Source organism: Pseudomonas sp. 30_B (assembly GCF_017491605.1).
In the GTDB taxonomy this organism is placed as follows: domain Bacteria; phylum Pseudomonadota; class Gammaproteobacteria; order Pseudomonadales; family Pseudomonadaceae; genus Pseudomonas.
The window spans coordinates 149,727-172,788 of the sequence record NZ_JAFGYY010000012.1 but is presented as its reverse complement, the minus strand read 5'-3'; the positions used below and the strand labels follow the sequence as shown (position 1 = coordinate 172,788).

At 68.0% G+C, this 23,062-nt stretch carries 11 protein-coding genes; 7 read left to right on the top strand and 4 right to left on the bottom strand.

The window, feature by feature from the left end; translation table 11 throughout:
* Positions 1-18 precede the first annotated feature (18 nt).
* Positions 19-1,263, top strand: coding sequence for a diaminopimelate decarboxylase (lysA, locus tag J5M67_RS15505; protein ID WP_207886226.1), 1,245 nt, complete (start codon positions 19-21; stop codon positions 1,261-1,263).
* A gap of 299 nt (positions 1,264-1,562) precedes the next feature.
* Here the strand turns inward: lysA and J5M67_RS15500 are convergent, their stop codons facing one another.
* Positions 1,563-2,360, bottom strand: coding sequence for a helix-turn-helix domain-containing protein (locus tag J5M67_RS15500; RefSeq protein WP_207886225.1), 798 nt, complete (start codon positions 2,358-2,360; stop codon positions 1,563-1,565).
* Between the two features lie 94 nt (positions 2,361-2,454).
* Between J5M67_RS15500 and J5M67_RS15495 the strand changes: the two genes are divergently transcribed.
* Positions 2,455-3,348, top strand: a complete 894-nt coding sequence (locus J5M67_RS15495; RefSeq protein ID WP_207886224.1) for a DMT family transporter — start codon at positions 2,455-2,457, stop codon at positions 3,346-3,348.
* Between the two features lie 100 nt (positions 3,349-3,448).
* Here the strand turns inward: J5M67_RS15495 and J5M67_RS15490 are convergent, their stop codons facing one another.
* A complete protein-coding gene (locus tag J5M67_RS15490) occupies positions 3,449-4,501 on the bottom strand; it encodes a nitronate monooxygenase family protein (RefSeq protein WP_207886223.1) in 1,053 nt (350 codons plus the stop codon).
* Between the two features lie 98 nt (positions 4,502-4,599).
* Here J5M67_RS15490 and J5M67_RS15485 point away from each other — a divergent pair, with 98 nt between their 5' ends.
* Together J5M67_RS15485 and J5M67_RS15480 are read left to right on the top strand one after the other, a co-directional pair.
* Entirely contained in the window at positions 4,600-5,472 is an 873-nt protein-coding gene (locus J5M67_RS15485; protein WP_207886222.1) for a LysR family transcriptional regulator, read from the top strand.
* Entirely contained in the window at positions 5,469-6,623 is a 1,155-nt protein-coding gene (locus tag J5M67_RS15480) for a YbfB/YjiJ family MFS transporter (protein WP_207886221.1), read from the top strand. Before J5M67_RS15485 ends, J5M67_RS15480 begins: the two co-directional genes overlap by 4 nt.
* A 206-nt stretch (positions 6,624-6,829) precedes the next feature.
* Here the strand turns inward: J5M67_RS15480 and J5M67_RS15475 are convergent, their stop codons facing one another.
* Positions 6,830-7,270, bottom strand: coding sequence for a carboxymuconolactone decarboxylase family protein (locus tag J5M67_RS15475; protein ID WP_207886220.1), 441 nt, complete (start codon positions 7,268-7,270; stop codon positions 6,830-6,832).
* A 150-nt stretch (positions 7,271-7,420) separates the two neighbouring features.
* Between J5M67_RS15475 and J5M67_RS15470 the strand changes: the two genes are divergently transcribed.
* Together J5M67_RS15470 and J5M67_RS15465 are read left to right on the top strand one after the other, a co-directional pair.
* Positions 7,421-8,854, top strand: a complete 1,434-nt coding sequence (locus J5M67_RS15470) for a PLP-dependent aminotransferase family protein (protein ID WP_207886219.1) — start codon at positions 7,421-7,423, stop codon at positions 8,852-8,854.
* Positions 8,855-9,437: 583 nt separating this feature from the next.
* Complete coding sequence (locus J5M67_RS15465; protein ID WP_207886218.1) at positions 9,438-9,728, top strand: putative quinol monooxygenase; 291 nt, start codon at positions 9,438-9,440, stop codon at positions 9,726-9,728.
* A gap of 14 nt (positions 9,729-9,742) precedes the next feature.
* Here the strand turns inward: J5M67_RS15465 and J5M67_RS15460 are convergent, their stop codons facing one another.
* Positions 9,743-11,386: a mechanosensitive ion channel family protein gene (locus J5M67_RS15460; protein WP_243434683.1), complete on the bottom strand. Its 1,644-nt coding sequence runs from the start codon at positions 11,384-11,386 to the stop codon at positions 9,743-9,745.
* 291 nt (positions 11,387-11,677) lie between these two features.
* Here J5M67_RS15460 and J5M67_RS15455 point away from each other — a divergent pair, with 291 nt between their 5' ends.
* Positions 11,678-23,038 carry a VCBS domain-containing protein gene (locus J5M67_RS15455; RefSeq protein ID WP_207886217.1) on the top strand — a complete coding sequence of 3,787 codons (11,361 nt, stop codon included), beginning with the start codon at positions 11,678-11,680 and terminating at the stop codon, positions 23,036-23,038.
* Positions 23,039-23,062: the final 24 nt, after the last annotated feature.

Here is a 23,062-nt window from a genome sequence, read left to right as displayed (position 1 = left end):
TACCTTCGGAGCCCATTCATGCCCTTCCTCGCCCTGCCCCGCGCCGAACAGCTCGCCCTGCAATTCGGCACCCCGCTGTGGGTCTACGACGCCGCCACCATCCGCGGCCAGATCGAGCGCCTGAAGAGCTTCGACATCATCCGCTTCGCCCAGAAGGCCTGCTCCAACCTGCACATCCTGCGCCTGATGCGCGAACAGGGGGTGAAGGTCGACGCGGTGTCCCAGGGAGAGCTGCTGCGCGCCCTGGCCGCCGGCTACTCGTGCCGCGAGGATGAATCCGAGATCGTCTTCACCGCCGACCTGCTGGACCGCGCCACCCTGGAAACCGTGGTCGAGCACGGCATCCCGGTGAACGCCGGCTCCATCGACATGCTCCGCCAGCTGGGCGAAGTCGCCCCCGGCCACCCGGTGTGGCTGCGCATCAACCCCGGTTTCGGCCACGGCCACAGCAACAAGACCAACACCGGCGGCGAACACTCCAAGCACGGTATCTGGCACGCCGACCTGCATGCCGCCCTGGACGTGATCCGCGAACGCGGCCTGCGCCTGGTGGGGCTGCACATGCACATCGGCTCGGGCGTCGACTACGGCCACCTGGCCCAGGTCGGCGAGGCCATGCTCGGCCTGGTGCGTCTGGTGAAGGACGCCGGCCATGACCTGTCCGGGATTTCCGCCGGCGGCGGCCTGTCCATCCCCTACCGCGACGGCGACCCGGAAGTCGACACCGCGCACTACTTCCAGCTGTGGGACAACGCGCGCAAGGCGGCCGAAGCCGTGGTCGGCCACAAGCTGCACCTGGAGATCGAGCCGGGCCGCTACCTGGTCGCCCAGGCCGGTTGCCTGCTCAGCGAAGTGCGCGCCACCAAGGACGCCGGCCGCAATCACTTCGTGCTGGTGGACGCCGGCTTCAACGAGCTGATGCGCCCGTCCATGTACGGCAGCTACCACGGCATCAGCGTGCTGGCCGGCGACGTGGCCAGCCGCGAGGTGATCGACACCGTGGTGGCCGGCCCGCTGTGCGAGTCCGGCGACGTGTTCACCCAGGGCGATGGCGGCGTGGTCATCCCCCGCGCCCTGCCGCGCGCCCAGGTCGGCGACCTGCTGCTGATCCACGACACCGGTGCCTACGGCGCGTCCATGTCGTCGAACTACAACAGCCGTCCGCTGATCGCCGAGGTGCTGCTGGAAGGCGCGGAGGCGAAGCTGATCCGCCGCCGCCAGCGCGTGGAAGAGCTGCTGGCGCTGGAAGGCGACCTGGGCTGATCGCGTCTCCCGCTGGAGAGCATCGCGGACGAAGTCCGCTCCTACGAGATAAATCTGCGCTCAGGTTGGCCCTCACCCTAACCCTCTCCCAGGGGGAGAGGGCTGGGGTGAGGGGGATGTATCGGCACGCCCCCCCAGAAGGAGACAGTTGCTCCTACGAGGCGGTACTGCGTTCGCAACCGTCGTGTTGTGCGCACGCGGCCCTTGTAGGAGCGAACTTGCTCGCGAACTGCCCCAGCTTTGAAGTCGCCGGGAAATCCGTTCGCGAGCAAGCTCGCTCCTACGAAATCACAAGTCCCTCACGCCTGCTCCAGCGCGCGGAAGGTGGCGCGGTACTGCTCTGGCGTGGTACCCGAGAGCCGGCGGAACATCGCGATGAACGCCGACGGGCTGCTGTAGCCCAGGTTGAAGGCGATCTGCTGCACCCCTTCCCCCGATCCCAGCGCCTCGATGGCGGCGAGAAATCGCAAACGCTGGCGCCATTCCCCGAACGACATTCCCAACTCCCGCTGGCAGGCCCGCGCCAGGGTGCGCTCGGTGCTGTGCACGCGCTCAGCCCACTGGGCAAGGGTGCGGTTGTCGCCGGGCACGGCCTGCAGCGCGGCCAGCACTTCGCCCAGTGAGCCGCCGCTGGCGTATGGCAGGTAATCGTCGTGGGGCTGCGCAGCCTGCAACTGGTCGATCACCACGTCGGCCAGGCGCCGGTCCGCATCGCTTTGCGGGACGTTCACCTCACGGGCGGCGAAGTCGGAAAGGATAGCCTTGAGGATGTCGCTGATCGCCAGGGTGCAGGGCGCGGTCGGCAGCTTGCGCGACAGCTCGGCGGACACATAGAGCGACCGGTAGACAATGGCCTGGCGGTTGTAGCAGCTGTGCTCCCGTCCCGGCGGCACCCACACGGCGTACTGCGGCGGCGAGAGAAAACGCTGGCCGTCCACCTCCAGCTCCATCACCCCGTGGGAGGCGTAGTTGAGCTGGCCCCAGGCGTGGCGATGGCTGGGCGAGTGGCTGCCGGCGTCGAACTCGTCGTAGCGGAAGTAGATGTCCGACGGCAAGGCGTCGAAAGCGGGCGGGAAAAGTGCCGTGGCGCGGGTCATGTCCGAATGCCGGGGTGGATTGTCCGGATTTCATTATACGTCTCGATTCGGACGGGCCGACAATACGCACCGTTATCCCCGGAAGCGTTCCACCATGAATTACCTGTTCCCCCTGCTGGCCGTGGTCATCTGGTCCGGCAACACCGTCGTCAACAAGCTCGCCGTGGGGCAGATCGCCCCGGCGGAGATCGGTTTCTTCCGCTGGCTGCTGGCCGGCCTGCTGCTGACACCCTTCCTGCTGCGCGCCACCCTCGCCCACTGGCCGGTGATCCGCGCCAACCTCGGCAAGATCGTCACCCTCGGCCTGCTCGGCATGGCCGTCTACCAGTGCCTGGCCTATTACGCCGCCGCGCTGACCTCGGCCACCAACATGGGCATCATCCTCTCGCTGATGCCGCTGATGTCCCTCGCGTTGGCGTCGACCCTGCTGGGCCACCGGATGAGTGTCGCGGCCCTGCTCGGCGCACTGGTGTCGCTGAGCGGCGTGCTGCTGGTGATCACCCAGGGCAACCCGCACCAGTTGCTCAGCCATGGCGTGAACCTGGGCGACGGCATGATGATCGTCGCCACCCTCGCCTATGGGGTGTATGGCGTGCTGCTGAAGAAGTGGAACCTGCGCCTGCCGCCGCTGGTGATGCTCTACCTGCAGGTGCTCGTGGCGATCCTCGCGCTGCTGCCGCTGTACCTGGCCTCGCCACACATGGGGCTGAGCGCCGCCAACCTGCCGCTGGTGCTCTATGCAGCCCTGTTCGCCTCCATCGTCGGTGCGCTGGCGTGGATGCAAGGCGTGGCGCGCATGGGGCCGAGCCGCATGTCGCTGTTCTTCAACCTGCTGCCGGTGCTGACCGCCGCCATCGCCGCCGTGGTACTGGGCGAACGGCTGACCGGCTATCACCTGGTCGGCGGCGCACTGACGCTCGGCGGGGTGCTGCTGGCCGAACTCTGGCGGCCTCGAGCGAAGCCCACGGCCGCCGTCGGCGCCCAGTGAACCATGCGCTCGGAGCCGGCACTTCTTGTCGGAGCGAGCTTGCTCGCGAACAGGCTCCCCGATGGCGCCGGCGTCAGGTGGTTCGCGAGCAAGCTCGCTCCTACAGACCCGAGCGGAACTCGGCCATGAGGGTTTCCAGCAGCTCCGCCGCCGGCATCTCCCGCGACAGCGGCGCGCCCTGCCCAGCCCACTGCACGGCGAAGTCGGTATTGCCCTTGGCGGTAGCCGCGGCGGTCAGCGCCTTGGCCGCGTCGTAGGTGATGGGATAGTCGGGCAACGCTGGCGCATCCGCGCGCCCGACGTCGGTGAACAGCCGGTTGACCATGCCCCGCGCGGCGCGGCCGGAAATCGCCGCCGTCACCTCGGTGCGTTCGCCCCGCTCGCCACGCAGCGCCGCCTTGAATGCGGCATTGGCCGAGGATTCGTCGGCGGAGATGAACGCCGTGCCCATCTGCACCGCCTGCGCGCCCAGTTCGAACATCGCGCGCATGCCCTGCCCATCCATGATCCCGCCCGCCGCGATCACCGGCAGCCCAGCCCCCTTCACCAGCGTGCGGACCAGAGCGAAGGTGCCGATGCGCGCGTCCTTCTCCGGCTCGAACACGCCACGGTGGCCGCCGGCTTCGTAGCCTTGCGCAACGATGGCATCGATACCCGCCGCCTCGATGGCGCGGCCTTCGTCCAGGCAGGTGGCGGTTGCCAGCAGACGGATGCCGGCGGTCTTGAGGCGGTCGATCCACGCCTGCGGCGGCAGGCCGAAGTGGAAACTGACCACCGCCGGGCGCGCTTCGATCAGGAATTCCAGCATCTCGGGATCGGCCAGGAAGCTGCGGTAGATCTCGGTGATCTTCGCTGGCGGCTGCGCATCGAACTCGGCGAACAACGGGCGCAGGTGCTCCAGCCAGGCCGCTTCGCGCTCGGCATCCGCCTGCGCCGGGCGATGGCAGAACAGGTTGAGGTTCAGCGGCCCGTCGGTGAGCGCACGGGTCTGCTCCAGCAGCGTGCGGGCCTGCGTGGCATTGCTCGCGCCAAGGCCGATGGAACCAAGGCCACCGGCATTGGACACCGCCGCCGCCAGCGCCGGCGTGGACACGCCGACCATGGGTGCCTGGATGATGGGGTGCTGGATGCCGAGCAGTTCGGTGATGGGCATGACGGAGTCCTCGTCGTCGATCCGGCGGTATCGCCGCTTGACTTACCATCTCATGAAGAGAATATTTGCCGCAACACGTTCTCTATTGAAGATTAATCATGGATCTCTCCAGTCTGGAAATCTTCCGCTGCGTGGCCGAGGAACAGAGCGTCACCCGTGCCGCCGCTCGCCTTCAACGGGTGCAGTCCAACGTCACCACGCGCATCCGCCAGCTCGAAGAGGACCTCGGCGCGGCGCTGTTCCTGCGTGACGGCAAACGCATGACGCTGACCGACCAGGGCCGCGAATTCCTCCGCTATGCCGAACAGCTGCTGGCCCTCGCCAACGAGGCACGCCAGTCGCTGCACCCGCAGAGCGCCACCGGCAGCCTGCGCCTGGGCAGCATGGAAGCCGCCGCGGCGAGCCGGTTGCCGGAAATCCTCGCGCGCTTTCATCGCGCTTACCCGGAGGTGGAACTGCACGTCACTACCGGGCACAGCCAGAAACTGATCAATGAGGTGCTGGAGCGTCGGCTGGACTGCGCGCTGATCTCCCACCCGGACATCCTGCATGCCGAGCCCGGCTTCGAATCGCTGCTGGAGCGCGGCCTGTGCGCCGAACCGGTATTCCGCGAGGAGTTGCTGCTGGTGCTGCCCGGCGACCACCCGCCGGTAACCCGCCCCGAGGATGTGCAGATCCGCACCCTGGTGGGCTTCGCCCGCGGCTGCACTTACCGCCAGCTGCTGGAACGCTGGTTGAAGGGCGCATCGCTCGCCGTGCAGGAAGTCGGCTCCTACCACGGCATCCTCGCCTGCGTGAACGCCGGCTCCTGCTTCGGCGTGCTGCCGCGTTCGGTGCTGGAACTGCAACGGGAGATGCCGGACCTGCAGGTCGTCCCGCTGATGGAAGTCGACACCCTGCTGATCTGGCGCGACGGCTATGCCACCGGTGCCTTCCAGCGCTGGCGGGAAACCCTGGAGGCCCGTCCGTGAAGCCCTCGCGACGCCTGCCTGCCGCCTTCTCCGCCGCGCTGATCCTCGCCGTGGGCATGGGCTTTGGTCGCTTCGCCTTCACCGGCCTGTATCCGCTGATGGTGCGCGACGGCCTGCTCAGCGTCAGCGGCGGTTCCCTGGCCGCCTCGGCCAACTACACCGGCTACCTGCTCGGCGCGCTGCTGCTGGCGCGCAGCCATGAACGCCATGCCGCACGCATCAGTGCGATCGCCCTGGCCGGTACGCTGATTGCCCTGGCCGCCATGGCCATCCCGGCGCCAACCGGGTTCGCCATCGGCGTGCGCCTGCTGGCCGGCGTGCTCAGTGCCATGGCGCTGGTGGGCGCGGCGCAGTGGCTGCTGCAATGCATGGGCGAAAGCCAGGGGGCGCCGATGATGTTCGCCGGCGTCGGTATCGGCATCCTCGTTTCGGCGGAGCTGATCGTCGCCGGCAACGCCTTCGGCCTGGGCAGCGCGGCGATCTGGTGCGTGCTGGCGCTGGCCGGATTGGTGCTGGCGCTGCTGGCCGCGCCGGCGCTCCGGCAATCGGGGCCATCCACCGCGCAGCAGGCGGCGCCCCATGCAGGCCAGGCGCCACAGTTCTCCGCGCCGATCATCCTGCTGGTCTACGGGCTCGCGGGGTTCGGCTACATCATCACCGCCACCTACCTGCCGCTGCTGATGAAGAGCGGCCTGGGCGCCATCGACCCGTTGCAGGTGTGGGCGGCCTTCGGTCTGGGCGCGGCGCCGTCGTGCTTTCTCTGGCACCGCCTGCACCTGCGCCTGGGCAGCCGACGGGCACTGGCGCTGAACCTGCTGGTACAGGCGGTGGGCGTGATGCTGCCGGCGCTGGGCGAGTCGGCCTTCCTCTATCTGGGCAGCGCGGTGCTGGTCGGCGGCAGCTTCATGGGCACCGTGACCATTGCCATGCCGGCAGCGCGTGCAGTGGCCGGCCGAGTGCGCTTCAACATGCTGGCGGCGATGACGGCGCTGTATGGCGTCGGGCAGATCGTCGGGCCACTGGTGGCCAGCGGCCTGCGCGGGCTGACCGGCAGCTTCGTCCCGGCACTGGGCGCCGCCGCCGGGGCCTTGCTGGTCGGGGCGTTGTGCTGCCTGCCGTTGCGGCGGCCCGCCGTGGCGCAACCCTTGTAGGAGCTGGGTTTTGCTCTGGAACGAATTAATGGGTAGCCATGTCGCTGAGGCGGTTCGCGAGCAAGCTCGCTCCTACAGAGGAACCCAGCGCTCCCGGCTGGCGGTTTGCGCCAGTGGCTTTTCGTAGGAGCGAGCTTGCTCGCGAACAATTTCCCGGCCACATTGGTGCTGGCCGGTTCGCACGCGCCCCCAGCCCTACAAGAACCTCAGACCGGCGGCAACTGGCGGAACGACACGCCCAGCCGATTCCACACATTGATCGCCCCGATCGCCACCGTAAGGTCCACCAGCTCGCGTTCGCTGAACTGCTCCCGCGCCTGTTGGAACACCGCCTCCGGCACCTTCGACTCTGACAGCAGCGTCACCGCCTCGCACCAGTCCAGCGCCGCCCGCTCGCGCTCGGTGAAGAACGGTGATTCGCGCCAGACGCTGACGGCGAACAGCCGCCGCTCCGTCTCCCCGGCGCGCCGGGCTTCCATCGCGTGCATGTCGGCGCAGAAGGCGCAGTTGTTCACCTGCGAGACGCGCAGGCGCACCAGCTCCAGCAGGGGTCGCTCGACGGACAATTCGAAGATCGCCGCCTCCAGGGCCAGTACCGCCTTCAGGGCCTCGGGGGATGCGGTGTAATAGTCCAGGCGCGGCTGCATGGTGCTTTCCTCGGGATGGGCACAATCGCATTGTGCGGGGCGCCGGACGCGGCAGCGGTGGCCAATTCGCGGGAAATTCACCACGCAACTTCACCGGCCAATCCGCCCGGCGCTACTCTTCCAGCTCTGCCACGCCTGCCGGAGCCAGCTTTGGAGCTTCACCTGATCATCCACGGCCAGAAAGACCTGGCCGGGCAACTCTATCGCCAGCTGCGCGAAGCCATCGATTCCGGGCGCCTCGCCGCCGGCACCCGGCTGCCGCCCAGCCGCCTGCTGGCCGAGCAGCTGGGTATCTCGCGCAAGACCATTTCCGACACCTACGCGCAGCTCACCTACGAGGGCGTACTGGTGGGCAAGGTCGGCAGCGGCACCTTCGTCAACGCGCGGGTACCCCACAACGAACGACGCCAGGCGAATTTCCGCTTCGCAAGCCAGGCCAACATCGATCACTGGGCCAGCCTCGACCCGCGCCTCAGCCACCCCGGCCACGCAGGCACGGCCAGGGCCGACTTCATCGGCGGCGCCACCACCCAGCTGCAGTTTCCCCTGGAGGAATGGCGGCGCTGCGTGAATTACGCGATTCGCCAGATGAACACGCCGCGCGGGCACTACAGCCGCTCCGAAGGCATCGCGCCGCTGCGTGACGGCATTGCCCGGCACATTGCCTATGCACGCGGGGTGAACTGCCAGCTGGACGACGTGATGGTCTGCAACGGTGCGCAGCAGGCGCTGGACCTGCTGGCGCGGGTGATGCTGCGCCCGGGCGAGAAGGTCGCCATGGAAGACCCCGGCTACCCGCCGGCGCGGCTGCTGTTCCGCATGCTCGGCGCCGAGGTGGTGAGCGTGCCGGTGGACGCCGAAGGCATGCAGGTGGAGCGCATTCCCGACGGCACGCGAATGATCTACACCACACCCTCGCACCAGTTCCCGCTGGGCATGCCGATGAGCCCGGCGCGCCGCGAGGCGCTGCTGGCGCGGGCGGTGGAGCTGGGCGCACTGGTGATCGAGGACGACTACGACAGCGAGTTTCGCTACGAAGGGCGCCCCACCGACGCCCTGCAGAGCCTCGACCGCCACGGCGTGGTGGCCTATATCGGCACCTTCTCCAAGGTACTGCTGCCGGAGCTGCGCCTGGGCTACCTGATCCTGCCGCCCTCGCTGTTCCCGGCGGTGATCCGCGCCCGCCAGCTGTGCGACTGGCACAGTTCCACCCTGCCGCAATGGGCGCTGGCCAAGTTCATGGCCGAGGGCTACCTGCTCAAGCACATCCGCCGCTGCCACGGCATCTACGCCGGCCGCCGCGAGCGCATCCTCACCCGGCTGGAGGGCGACCTCTCGCCCTGGCTGGAGCCGGTGCCCACGGTGGCCGGTTTCCACCTCACCGCGCTGCTGCGCCAGCCGACCAACGTGCCGCTGCTGATGGAGCTGGCGCGCAAGGTCGAGGTCGGTCTCTATGGCCTGGCGCCCTTCTACGACCGGGAGCCGGCGCGCGACGGGCTGGTGCTGGGCTTTGGCGCCATCGACACGCTGGACATCGACCCGGCGCTGGACAAGGTGCGGGACCTGTTGCAGCAGTTGGGCTGATCTGGCGCGCTCGTTGTAGGGCGCATAACCCGGAACGGGTCATCCGCCACGACGGCGGATAACGCCCGAGGCGTTATGCGCCCTACATCTGCCTTCCGTGCCTGCACTTCCCCTCACCCCAGCCCTCGGCTTTGGCATCCTGCGTCGCTCTACCTCCTGCATCCATGCAGTCGTCTCCCGGAGGGAGAGGGAGATGTCCGTGCCGGCTGAGAGCGAGATTTCCTCCTGCACCGAATGGTCCCCTCTCCCCTTGAGCGGGGCGCGCAGCCAGGGTTAGGGTGAGGGCCGACCCGAGCGCACGAGTTTCCCTGTAGGAGCGGACTCTGTCCGCGATCAATGTCACCAGCCGCACCAGCGTGACGATTCAATCGAAAAGCATCGCGGACGGAGTCCGCTCCTACGGGGACTCCTGCATGAAGCGAATGGATTGGCCTGGTGCTTTTCCGGGGAATTGGCGGTTCAAGCTCAGGAGCGGCGCGCTTAACCTTCCAGCATCGGTTTTGAAAGCCGGTTCCGGCCTTTACCGGCCAACCGCTGCCCGCGCCCAATGGCGCCTGACCAGTCCGCAGAAAGGAGCCCCGCCATGTCCCCGTCCGCCATTGCCACCGTCCGCGTCCAGGCGTTCCCCGGCCAGGCCACCGCGCTGGGTGACTACCTCGGCGAACTACTGGAGCAGGTCCGCCTGCAACCCGGCTGCCAGTCCGGCGAGTTGACGCCGCTGGATGCCACCCATTGGCAGCTGCAGACCTGCTGGGCGAGCCGAGCCGAGCTGGAAGCGCACCTGTCCGGCGCAAAGGCCCAGCAATGGCTCAGCCGGCTCGGCTGCGGCGATCTGGCGCTGGGCCTTGAGTTCGAGAGCCGCAACATCGATTGAATGAGCGGTCGCCCTTATTCATTTCGCGACACATCGCCGCCCGGCGGGCGAGCTGGGGCGCTGTACCACTGGTCCCTCGGCACCCATTTGGGATGGTTCGGATCGCCCAGGTAGTGCGGCGACATGATCTGCACGCCGTACTCGTTGAACACATCCTGGATATTGGCGTGCAGCACGCTCAGCAGCTCGGCGCGCGGCCGCGGCTCGCTGGGAATGGCCTGGGCCACCAGGCGGTATTCGGGGTAGAAGTCCGACAGCGCGGTCTGGAACACGGCGGGCGCCGGCTTGTCGAGGATGCCCTCGGTGCGCCGCGCCGCCTCGATCAGCATGGCCTCCACCTGGCGCCAGGGCGTGTCGTAGCCGATGGTCACCACGGTATCCACCACATAGCCCTGGCCCTGGACGATGCGCGAGTAGTTCTTGGTCACCGAACCGGTGATCATCGAGTTGGGCAGCGTCAGCACCTCGCCCAGGCCGGTACGGATGGTGGTGTTGAACATGCCGACCTCGGTCACCGTGCCCTCATGCTCGCCGACCCGCACGAACTCCCCGGCGCGCAGGGTCCGCGAATAGGTGAGGATCAGTCCGGCGGCGGCCTGGCCGACCACGCTGGAGGCGCCGAGGGAGATCATCAGGCCGATCAGCACCGAGACGCCCTTGAAGGCCTCCGTACCCGAGCCCGGCAGATACGGATAGGCCATCACCAGGGCGAACAGCCAGATCGCCAGGGAGGTCAGCCGGGTGGTCGGCTGCAGCGTTTCCTCGGTCAGCCAGCCCAGGGTGCCGGGGCGCGCCAGGCGCTGCAGCAGGCGCCGGGAAAAGCTGCTGACCCCTCGCGCGATCAGCACGATGCACAGCGCCACCGCCAGCCCCGGCAAGGCGTCGAGCACGCCGTTGAGCAGGTAGCGCGCCAGGTCGATCAGGTGCACGTTGAGGCTCTCGCCCCACGGCCGGGTGTAGGGGAACTGCGACAGCACGAAGCTCAGCCACTGGTAGCTGAACAGGAACACCACCACCCAGTAGAGCAGCCAGACCAGCCGGCCGAACAGGTAATAGAGGTACTGCACGTCGAGCAGCGTCGTGTTGCCCATCCTGAACCACTGCTTGTGCTGGCTCATCAGGCGCGGCATGCGTTCGAACAAGCGACGCCGCCCCAGGCTGACGCCGCGCAGCAGCAAGAAATAGATCACGGTGGCCAGCGCCGAATAGCCCAGTGCCATCAGCAGGAAGCGCAGGTTGCGCGCCTGACCGCTCTCGGTCACCACGCGGCGCAGGTTGTCGGCCGCCTGCTCCGCCGCGACGCGCACCGAGCTGCCCGGCGGGTCGACATCCTGCGGAGTGACGATGAAGGCGCGGCTGTATCCCAGCAGCACGATGTAACTGCTCTGGATCGGGTCGACGCTCACCGCGAGCTCGCCGGCGCCCTGCAGGGCGTCCTCGATGGCCGCCTTGGCCCGGCGTACGCGCAGCTCCGGGGTTTCGCCCAGCAGGTTGCCCCGGAAAGTCATGACCGTGCGGTTCTCGATCCGCAGCTCGGCCGGCACCGCGTCAGGCGCCGCGTCAGGTGCCACCACGGCAATATCGCTGCCCGCCGGATCGGCAAAACCCGCCAGTGGCCAGAACACCAGCGCACACCACAGCAACATCCCGTAACGCATCCCCCGCTCTCCCCTTGCCCTGTCCGCGGTCGGCCTTTTGTTCGCGAATAGCCTGGCCGTTCCCTGAGGCTCAAGCGTAGCCATTCGGAAAATGCCTGGGAAGCGGCTTGGAGCGCCTATGAATCAACTCGACTCACTGTCTGAACAGTCAGAAACCAACCAAAGACGTGTCGCGAAATGCACACGGATATTCCTATTCGCTATCGAGAATCCGCGGCTAAGCTTGCCCCTCGTATGTGCTTGAGATTGTGTTCCAAGCCGTGATCATTGACCGATCCGACGGGTACTGAAATGGATAATCAGGGCAAGGCGCGCGCCGCATTCCTTCTTCGCCCCCACACCCACGCTCTGGCTCTGGAGCAACGCATTCTCTTCGACGGCGCCGCTGCAGCGGCAGTCGACCAGCAACACCACGACTCCCAGCCCACCGAGGCCAAGGACAGCACCCCGCCCGCCACCGCCGTGGAGGCACGCGCCCAGGCCGCCGCGCCCGCGCCCGGCGCACCGCGCAATCTGGTGGTGATCGACGCGCGCCTGGAGAACCGCGACCAGCTGGCCGCCAACCTGCCGGTCGGCAGCACCGCGCTGGTGGTCGACGCAGGCCAGGACGCCATTGCCGCCATCAGCAACGCCCTGGCGCAACTGGGCAAGGTGGACTCCATCCAGGTGTTCTCCCACGGTGCCACGGGCCAATTCACCCTGGGCAACCAGACCTTCACCGCACAGACCGTCGACCAGCTCGGCGAACGCCTGAGCGCCTGGCGCAGCGAGCTCAGCCCCGGCGCGGACATCCAGCTCTACGGCTGCGACACGGGCGCCGGCAGCGCGGGCCAGACCCTGGTCAACGAGCTGGCGCGCTGGACCGGCGCCGACGTCGGCGCCTCCAGCAACGCCACCGGTTCCACCGCCGCCGGCGGCGACTGGAACCTGGAAGTCCGCGCGGGCGATCTGGACAAGAAAATCGCCCTCTCCGCCTCGACCCTCGACCACTTCCAGGGCCTGCTGGCCAACGCCAGCCCGACCGTGAGCATCAGCATCCCCAGCCCCGACGTCCTGCTCGGCGATCAGTTCACCTTCAACGTCGACCTGCGCAACACCTCCAGCCAGGTCGGTTTCGCGCCCTACATCGACCTGTTCCTGCCTGCCACCGGCAAGGACGGCGACGACGGCATCCGCTTCGTCAGCGCCAGCTACCTGGGGCATGCGGTCAAATCCTACGTAGTGACCTTCGACGCGGCCGGCAACGCCACCCACCCGCTGGCCAAGGACGCCAGCGGCAAGGCGCTGGTGATCACCGCCGCCAGCGTCGGCATGAAACCGGGCGACCAGTTCGTGGTACTGCAGGTGCCCTACGCCAGCGTCTCGCAGGACCAGCCGGTCATTTCCCTGCAGGTCACCGCGACCCTCAGCAACCTGGCCGACACCAGCCTCACCACCGGCAGCCCGGACCTGACCATCAACGCCCGTGGCGGTTTCGAATACGGCAACGACTCGCTGAACAACCCCACGGTCGACCCCAGCCTGGTGGAGGCCAGCCTTCACCCCCTGGTGATCCACCCGACCCTGCTCGACATCACCCAGAGCATCAACATGACCGAAGGCGAGACCGCCACCGGTCCCAACTTCGTGCACACGCAAACCGTCACCGTCACCCCGGCCGACGGCCAGACGCTGCACAACGTTGTGGTCACCCAGAGCGTGCCGGCGGACGTGCGGGTCACCGCCATCACCCCCGGCGCCGGTGGCACCCTGACCTCGGTGACCCTGCGCAACGGCACGGTGCTGACCAATCCGGCGCTGATCAATGCGGCCATCGCCGACCCGAACATCTTCGTCGTTTCCTACAGCATCACCTATGCGACCCTGAGCGCGCCGACCAGCTCCACCGTGGACTTCTACGTGCCGGAAGTCGGGGCCGACGGCGACCCGGTGATCGACCCCACCACGGGCAATCCCGTCACCATCAGCTTCGGCGCGCCCACCGCTACCGGGCAGTGGGCGCCGCTGGACCCGCGCGACGTGACGCCCCCCGCCACCGATGTCGACTTCAGCGCCACCGGCGACGGCACCGGCGCGCAGTTCGTGGCCAAGAGCATCACCCTGCAGAAGCAGGCGCTGCTGCAGAACGACATCGGCAGCACCGGCCTGAGCCCGGGCGACACCCTGCGCTATGTGCTCAACGTGGCGCTGTCGGACTACTTCGCCTTCGGCGAGAACCTCTTGCGCGAAGGCCAGTTCACCGTCACCGACACCCTCGCCGATGGCCAGCGCATCGTCGGCACGCCGACCATGACCATCAGCCAGAACGGCGTCCCCCAGACCATCGCCCTGGTCTACAGCGCCGTTGCCAACGCCGACGGCACCACCACCCTCACCGTCGATATCGGCGCATCGATACTCAACGCCGTGAACAACCTGGGGCTGGGCGCGCTGTACGGTGACCTGGCCTTCGACGACGTACAGACCGCCGCCACCACCGCGGTGATCAGCTACAACGCGATCATCAACCAGGCCTATACCACCAGCCACCCGCCGCACACCGAGATCAACGAAGGCGACCGCCTGGGCAACAACGCGACGGTGAGCGCCACCGTCCTCGAAGATGCCATCAACATCGGGGCACTGCAGACCGACGGCTCCAGCACCCTCAGCACCATTCCCACCAGCCAGGTCGACATCAACCTGTTCAAGGTCAATGGCGGCAATCCACCGGCCGATGGCGAGCTGCGCCCCGGCGACGTGGTGACCTTCCAGCTGTCCTATAACCTGGTCACCGGCGACTACGAGAACTTCAGCCTCACCGCCTACCTGCCCTTGCCCCTGCTCAACGTCAGCGGTATCGGCTGGAACGTCGGCAACGGCGTCGGCCAGTGGAGTCTCGGCGCCGGCAACAGCGACCCGGGACGCGCGATCACCGTCAGCAGCGGCGCCGGAAACTCGGTGGTGTTCAACTTCGGCAACTACACGGTCAACCAGACCACCGGCGGGCGCATCGAGCTGACCTTCACCCTGCGCGTGGGCGACCAGCCTTTCGCCGACCAGCGCTCGCTGGACGTGCTGGCGCAATCCAGCCAGACCACCACGATCGACAAGACCGTGCTGGTGTCGTCCGACGTCGCAGTGGTCCAGTCGATCGCCGAGCCCGTGCTCAACATCAAGCACGGCGTGGTCTCCAGCTACAACGGCACGGTGACCGGGACCACTGGCACCTGGAACAAGCCGGGCACCAGCGGTGTGCCCTTCGGCGGCAGCGTCACCGACCTTGCCGCCATCGACGGCAACATCACCGGCATCGACGGCGGCGACATGCTGCGCCTGGCCACGGCCATCGAGAACACCGGTGGCGGCGGCGCCTTCGACGTGGTCACCAGCATCACCCTGCCCCCGGACCTGGCCTTCGTCGGCGGCAGCCTGGCGGCGGCCAACCTGCAGATCTACCGGGGCGACGGCACCCTGCTGCGCGCAGGCGTGGACTACAGCGTCTCCGGCAGCCAGATCACCTTCCTCGATGCCAACTTCACCGCCAGCCTGCTGCCGGGCCGCGCCGGCACCACGGCGGATACCAGCGGGCAGAACATCGTCGTCATCACCTACGACGTCGTCGCCAACAACGCCATCGCCGCCGGCCGCACGCTGCAGAGCACGGCGATCCTGAGCAATTACGCCAGCGTCAACAACGGCACCGACTTCACCCCCACCGACCTCACCGACATCGCCAACCAGCAGGTGGCCGCACCGGAAATCCGCAAGGTGTTCGCCGGCGGCAGCCTGAGCGACAACGACTCCAGCGCCAGCCACACCACCGGCAACAACCTGGTGGTGGGCGAGAGCATGCTCTACGACATCGTCGTCACCCTGCCCGAGGGCACCACGCGCAACCTCTCGATCGACGACCTGATCCCCGCCGGCCTGCGCCTGGACACCAGCTTCAACGGTGGCCGGGGCTACCAGTTGATCCTCACCGCCGCGGGCAGCGGCGGCTCGCTCAGCCGGGACTTCCTCGGCAGCATCGTCATCAGCGGCATGAGTGGCGTGGGCGGCGCGCTGGGCGCCGACGGCGTCGATGCACGCTTCGCCTTCAGCGCCTCCACGGCCGGCGTCGACAACGAGGCCGGCAACAGCAGCTTCGTCATCCGGGTACAGCTGGTGGTCAGCAACGTCATCGGCAACCAGGCGACCCGCTCGCTGCAGAACGACGCCCGCCTGGTTTACCAGGACCCGGACGGCGACACCCCTAACGGCACGATCCCGCTGGACCGCACCGTCAACCGCAGCGGCGGCGCACCGACGGTCATCGTCCGCGAGCCGACCCTGCAGATCACCCAGGCCATCACCTCCACCCCCGGCATCGGCGGCTACGACCAGGGCGACCGGGTGGACTTCACCGTCACCCTCAGCAATGGCAACGGCGCCAACGACTACGCGGCGTTCGACATCAACCTGCTGGACATCCTGCCCACCGAGCTGGACAACATCACCCTCACCGGCGTGCTCTACCAGGGCGGCGCCACCAACAACGGCGGCGTCGACTTCGTCATCCAGAACGGCCAGCTGATCACCGCCAACGGCGCCAACATCGACATCGCCAAGGGCGGCAGCATCACCCTGCGCCTCACCGGCGTGGTCAACGCCACGGCGGCCGGCCAGGCGACCTTCGCCAACAACGCACGGGTGCAATGGACCAGCCTGGATGGCACAAATGCGGGCGAACGCACCGGCGCCGACGGGGTGCTCAACGGCGGCACGCTCAATGACTACCGGCAGATTTCCGCGCTGCTCTTCCCGGTCTCCAACGGCATCCTGATCTCCCGCGTCGGCGGCCTGCCGGATACCCCGCCGCCCAGCGACGGCGCCGGCGTCACCACCTCCGCGATCAACGAGAACGTGGCCGTCGGCGAACTGATCCGCTACCGCGTGGTGGTCCTGGTGCCGGCCGGCGACAACCCCAATTACCAGCTGCGTCTCGAACTGGCCGCCGGGCTGCAATTCCTCCCGGCCGACCTGAACAACATCCTCATCGCGCTGATCTCGGACAATCCCAACGGCCTGACCACCGACGCCAGCCTGATCAAGGGCGGCACCCTGTGGATGGCCGGCAGCGAAGCCAGCCCGGTGGCCGGGTACATCACGCCCGACCTCAGCGGCGTGAACCCCACCGGCATCTTCGACGGCAATGCCACCAACCTGAACATCGTCACCAACGCCAATGGCAGCCAGACCGTCACCTTCAACCTGGGCAACGTGATCAACCGCGAAACCGTGGACGGCAACATCGAGGGCATCGTCCTCGACTTCAACGTGCGGATCACCAACGTCGCCAGCAACCAGGCGGGCTCGACCCTGGGCGTGAAGGCCATCGAGCACGTCGGCCTGCCCGGCCAGGACGTCGACCGCGGCACCAGCAACACCCTGCTCGAACACGTGGTGGAGCCCAGCTTCGACCGCGTGCACAAGCAGGTCGTCGACATCCAGCCGGGCCCCAGTACCACCACCGCCACCGTGTCGGTGGACTTCACCCAGAACGGCGGCGTCCCCGCCTACAACGTGCACCTGCAGGACCAGTTCCCCAGCGGCAGCAATTACCAGGTGCAGAGCATCCTGCTCAACGGTACCGCGCTGAACCTCGGCAGCCTGCCCGCGGGCATACGGGTCAGCACCGGCGGCGCCCTCTCGGTGGACTTCGACCGCCTGGCAGTGGGCGACAAGGTGCAGGTCATCTACCGCGTCACCGTGCCCAGCGCGGTGGTGGTCGACAACGCCGCCAGCTCCGCGGTGCTGACCTGGACCAGCCTGCCGACCAGCTTCGAGACCGGCGGCTGGGGCGGCTCGGTGCCCGGCGCCGCCGGCACCGCCAGCGGCGAACGCACCGGCCAGGACGGCGCAGCCGGGCTGAACAACTATGTGCTCAGCGACGGCGTGGGCCTGGGCGTCGTCCAGGGCACCCTGTGGAACGACACCAACTCGGCCACCGGCAGCATCACCCCCGACGGCCCCGGCTTTGCCGGACGCGCCGTGCAGCTGACCTGGGCCGGCGCCGACAACAGCTTCGGCACCGCCGATGACCGCGTGTTCAACACCGTCACCGACGCCAACGGCCAGTACAAGTTCGCCGTGCTACCGACCGGCAACTACCTGGTGGTCATGCCCAAGTCCTTCCAGCTCGCCGCCGACAACCGCTTCAACGTGCGCATCGACACCGATACCGGCACCAGCGCCAGCGGCCTGGGCAGCGTCGCCGTGTCGCTGGGCGAAGGCGCCGTGCGCAATGCCGACGCCGGCTACGTGCACCTCAACGAAGCGCCGGTCAATACCCTCGCCGGCCAGCATGGCCGCGAAGACACCGTGCTGCACCTGCTGGGCCTGGCCGTCGCCGATGCCGATGCCGGCAGCGGCATCCTCAGCGTCACCCTGAGCGTCCAGCACGGTGTGCTCTGGCAGACCGCCACCGCCCCCGGCCCCAATGCCGTACCGCCGGGCGGCGCCGGGCGCAGCCTGACGCTGACCGGTACCCTGGCGCAGCTGAACGTGCTGCTGTCGCAGGTCTATTACAAGGGCGACCAGGACTTCAACACCTTCCGCAACGCCGAAACCCTGACCATGACCACCAATGACCAGGGCAATTTCGGCGACGCCAACGGCGACGGTATTCCCGGCCAGAACCCGGCCGATGCGCTGACCGATGTCGACCAGGTGCAGATCATCGTCGACCCGGTCAACGACGCCCCCATTGCCCGCAACGACGCCGCCGACGCGGTGGAAGCCGGCGGCACCAACAACCAGACGCCGGGCAGCAATCCGTCGTTCAACGCGCTGGACAACGACAGCGATGTCGACATCGCCACCAACAACGACGTCATCCGGGTCGCCACCGCGGGCCGCCAGGGCGGCACTCAGTTCCTGGTGCCGAACGGCTCGTTCCAGGCCATTGCCGGCGGGCATGGCCTGCTGGTGATCTACAGCTCCGGGGCGGTGACCTACACCGTCGACAACACTGACGCCGCCGTCCAGGCGCTGCGGCAGTTCAGCGATACCCTGACGGACACCTTCACCTACACCATCACCGACCTGGCCGGTGCCACCTCCACCGCCACCATTACCATCACCATCCACGGCGCCAACGACGCCCCGGTGGCCGTCGACGATCCCGACAGCGCCGCCGAGGCCGGCGGCGTGAACAACAGCAGCGGCGGCCAGGACGCCGTCGGCAACGTGCTGACCAATGACACCGACGTCGATCAGTTCGGTGAAACCAAGACGGTCACCGGCATCCGCACCCTGCGCGAACGGGTCCCCGGTCCGATCACCGACGTGGTCAGCGGCGTGCCGCAGGTCATCGTCGGCACCTACGGCACCCTGACCATCAACTCCGACGGCTCCTACCGCTATGTGGTCGACAACACCAAGACCGCCGTCGAGCGGCTGGTGCCCGGCGACACCCTGAACGAGTACTTCACCTACCGGGTGACCGATGCCGGCGGCCTCAGCGACCTGGCCGAGCTGCGCATCACCATCAGCGGCAACCACGACAACCCGGTGGCCAGCGACGACCGCGCCGTGGCCCAGGCCGCGGCCACCAACGATCCGACGCTGGAAAGCAACCCCACCGGCAACGTCATCCTCTTCCCCAGCCGCCCCGGCTCGATCACCCAGCCCGGCGGTAACGGCGTGGACACCGACGTCGACCGTATCGACCGGCCGAGCTCCAAGCTCTCGGTGATCGGCATCGGCTCGATGCGCGAGGACCCGTCGACCCCGCTCGCCGGCGTCGGCGCCGGCACCACCTCCAGCAACGGTACGGCCATCAGCGCCTCCTACGCCGAGATCAATGGCGCCGTCGTGACCGACCCCGATCCCTTCGGTACCCTGACCATCGGCGCCGATGGCTCCTTCAGGTTCGACGTCAACAGTGACAACGCTACCATCCAGGGCCTGCCGGCCGGCCAGGCGGTGGTGGTCTACTACACCTACGAGATCGTCGACCAGGAAGGGCTCAAGGATCGCGCACAACTGGTCATCACCATCCGTGGCGTCAACGACCCGCCCGTGGCGCAGATCGTCGTGGCCACCGCCGTGGAGAAAGGCGGCGTCGGCAACGGCAGCGGCGGCAGTGATCCGAGCGGCGACATCACCCTCAACGCCACCGACCCGGACGGCGACCTGATCAGCGTGTATTCGGTGAACGGCCAGACCTTCCCGGCCGATCCGAGCCTGCCGCTGGTGGTCAACGGTACCTACGGCACCCTGACCATCTTCCGCGACGGCACCTACCGCTACGCGCTGAACAATGACGACCCGACCGTCGATGGCCTGCGCCTGAACACCGACCACCTGTTCGACGGCTTCACCTACGTGCTCGCCGACGACAACGCCTCCGTCGGTCTCTCCGATCCGTCCTTCGTCCTCATCGTCATCCACGGCGCCAACGACAATCCGGTGGCCAGCGACGATGGCGTAGCGCCCGGCGCCCCCGTGGTGGCGGTCGAAGCCGGCGGCGTCAACAACAACCAGCCCGGCAGCGACCCCAGCGGCAACGTGCTGGACAACGACAGCGACGTGGATTCGGTCGACCTTGGCGAAACCAAGGCCGTCGACTCGGTGCGCACCGGCAGCGAGTTCGCCACCGGCACCGCCGGCAGCCTGGGCGTGGAACTGCGCGGGACCTATGGCTGGCTGACCCTCAACGCCGACGGCAGCTACCACTACCGGCTGGACAACAACGACCCGCGCGTACAGGCGCTGCGCAGTGCCGCCGACCAGCTGACGGACGACTTCACCTACGCGGTAATCGATACCGAGGGTGCCCAGGACCTGGCCACCCTGCGCATCACCATCCACGGCGCCAACGACACGCCGGTGGCGCAGAACGACAACGTCATCGCCATCGAAAAGGGCGGCCGCGACAACAACCTCCCCGGCTTCAACCCCAGCGGCAACGTCCTGGCCAACGACAGCGACGTGGACGCCGGCGACACCCTGGTGGTGACTGGTGTCCGCCAGGGCCTGAACAACGGCGCCCTGGGTACCGCCTTCGTCGGCACCTACGGCACCCTCACCCTCAACGCCGACGGTACCTTCAGCTACGTCCTGGACAACGACAACCCGCTGGTCGAGGCGTTGCGCAACGACAACGACAGGCTGGAAGAAACCTTCACCTACAGCATCCGCGACCTGGCCGGCGCCACCTCGGTGGCCCAACTGACCATCAGCATCCACGGTCGCAACGACGCGCCCCATGCGCCCGCCCTGGCGGTCTTCGCCACCGAGGCCGGCGGTACCTTCAACGGCACCCCCGGCATATCACCCACCGGCAACTCGCTCACCGATGTCCGCGACGTGGATGCCTACGGCGAAACCCGCCTGGTGAATGGCATCCGCAACGGCGACCGCAACTCCAACGGCACCTTCAATGCCGTCGGCAACGCCGATACCACCCTGCTCGGCCGCTACGGCGTGCTGCACATCCGGGCGGACGGTCAGTTCCAGTACTTCATCAACAACCGCCTGCCGGAGGTGGAAGCGCTGAAACCCGGCGAGAGCCTGGTGGAGTTCTTCTCCTATCAGGTCGTCGACGCCGATGGCGCCAGCGACATCGGCGTGCTGCGCGTCACCGTCCTCGGCGCCTGGGACGCCCCCGTTGCCCATGACGACCTGTCCCTGGCCCTGGCGCAGACCCAGGACGGCGGCACCGGCTACAACCCCAGCGGAAACGTGCTGAACAACGACACCGACGTGGACGCCGGCGACGGCAAGGTGGTCAGCGGCATCCGCGTCGGCACCGAGGCGGCCGGCGGCACGCTGGAGGCGGTGACTGCGGGCACCAGCAACGCCGACGGCACCCTCATCCAGGGGCTGTACGGGCAACTGATCATCGGCTCCGACGGCAGCTACACCTACAACGTCGACTCGAACAACCCGGCGGTGCAGGCGCTTTCCCTGCTGGAGACGCTGGTCGAACGCTTCACCTATGAAGTACGCGACAACGGCGGCCTGGTCGACCTGGCCCAGTTGAACATCATCGTCTTCGGCCGCAACGACGCGCCCCACGCCAACCCCGACGCGGCGGAAGCCATCGAGGCCGGCGGCCTGCACAACGCAACGCCGGGGCTCAACCCCAGCGGCAACGTGGTGGCCAACGACACCGACCTGGAAGGCGACACGCTCACCGTGTTCGACATCCGCACCGGGGGCGATGCCTCCGGGCCGGCCAACGGCGTGGTCGGCACCCCGCTGCGCGGCCTCTACGGCACACTGCTGATGAATGCCGACGGCAGCTGGAGCTACGAGGTCGACAACAGCCTTCCCGCCGTGGAAGCCCTGCGCCTCTCCGGCCAGACGCTGACCGAGGTCTTCACCTACGGCATCCATGACAAGTTCAACGCCTCGGACTACGCCCGCCTGACCATCGTCATCCGCGGCGCCAACGACACCCCCATCGCCCGCGACGATGCCGCCACCGCTGTGGAAGCCGGCGGCGTGAACAATGGCACCCCCGGCGTCGACCCCAGCGGCAACGTGCTGGACAACGACAGCGACGTCGACGGCGTGGCCAACGGCGAAACCCGCCAGGTGGTGCAGTTCAGCGCCCAGAACGGCCGCAGCGCCAACGCCGGGCAAAGCCTGCAGGGGCTTTACGGCACCCTGGTGATCAATGCCGACGGCAGCTACCGCTACCTGGTGGACAACAGCAACCCCACCGTGCAGGCCCTGCGCAGTGCCGGCGAGACCCTCACCGAAGTCTTCACCTACCGCATGCGCGACACCGCCGGGGCCACCTCCGACGCGCGCCTGACCCTGACCATCCAGGGCGCCAACGACAACCCGGTGGCACGCGACGACAGCAACTTCGCCAGCGACCAGGTGCCGGCGCCGCACACCAGCGGCAACGTGCTGCCCAACGACAGCGACGTGGATGGCGGCGACCAGCTCAGCGTCAGCGGCATCCGCACCGGCCAGGAGAACGAAAGCGGCACCGCAGGCACCGTCGGCCAGCCCATCGCCGGCCGCTACGGCACCCTCGTGCTCAATGCGGACGGCAGCTACACCTACACCATCGACCTGAGCAATCCCGAGGTGCTGGCGGCGGCCGGCCTCGGGCAGGTGCTGAAGGACTACTTCACCTACACCGTGAGCGACCTTGCCGGCGCCACCGACCAGGCGTTGCTGACCATCACCCTGGACATCTCGACGCCCTACATCCCGCCGGGCCCCTACGTCGGCCTCTTCGCCGAGGACGGCCGCCCGCTCGACCCGGTGCTGGGGCTGGAGCCGGCGATCTTCGTGCAGCCGGTAGTGGAGCGCATCGACCACAACCTCTCGCTGTCCGCCTGGGGTGCGGACGGCAGCAACATCAACCTCTTCGCCACCCCGGAAATCCAGAGCCAATCCCTCGGCGCCCAGCTCGGCCAGATCAAGGGCCAGTTCGTCGCCCGCGCGGTGGGCGAAAGCCGCCGCGCCAGCGACCTGGACAAGCGCTGGGTGGAGGGCCGCCACGGCGTCACCAGCCTCAGCGCCGACGGCCTGCTGCCCGACCCGTCGCTGTGGGCGCCACTGCCCGGCGACATGGTGGCCAAACCCGACAAGACCGCGCAGACCGCAAGGGGCTTCCGCGCCCAGCTGCGCGACGCCGCCCAGCGCAGGAGCGGCAACCCATGATGCTTCGCAACAATCACGGATGGA

Bases quoted from the DNA above. Each gene is read 5' to 3' on its own strand.
- J5M67_RS15500 (WP_207886225.1), bottom strand. From the start codon at position 2,360: ATGACCCGCGCCACGGCACTTTTCCCGCCCGCTTTCGACGCCTTGCCG.
- J5M67_RS15465 (WP_207886218.1), top strand. From the start codon at position 9,438: ATGTCCCCGTCCGCCATTGCCACCGTCCGCGTCCAGGCGTTCCCCGGC.
- J5M67_RS15490 (WP_207886223.1), bottom strand. From the start codon at position 4,501: ATGCCCATCACCGAACTGCTCGGCATCCAGCACCCCATCATCCAGGCA.
- lysA (WP_207886226.1), top strand. From the start codon at position 19: ATGCCCTTCCTCGCCCTGCCCCGCGCCGAACAGCTCGCCCTGCAATTC.
- J5M67_RS15475 (WP_207886220.1), bottom strand. From the start codon at position 7,270: ATGCAGCCGCGCCTGGACTATTACACCGCATCCCCCGAGGCCCTGAAG.
- J5M67_RS15460 (WP_243434683.1), bottom strand. From the start codon at position 11,386: ATGCGTTACGGGATGTTGCTGTGGTGTGCGCTGGTGTTCTGGCCACTG.
- J5M67_RS15455 (WP_207886217.1), top strand. From the start codon at position 11,678: ATGGATAATCAGGGCAAGGCGCGCGCCGCATTCCTTCTTCGCCCCCAC.
- J5M67_RS15495 (WP_207886224.1), top strand. From the start codon at position 2,455: ATGAATTACCTGTTCCCCCTGCTGGCCGTGGTCATCTGGTCCGGCAAC.
- J5M67_RS15485 (WP_207886222.1), top strand. From the start codon at position 4,600: ATGGATCTCTCCAGTCTGGAAATCTTCCGCTGCGTGGCCGAGGAACAG.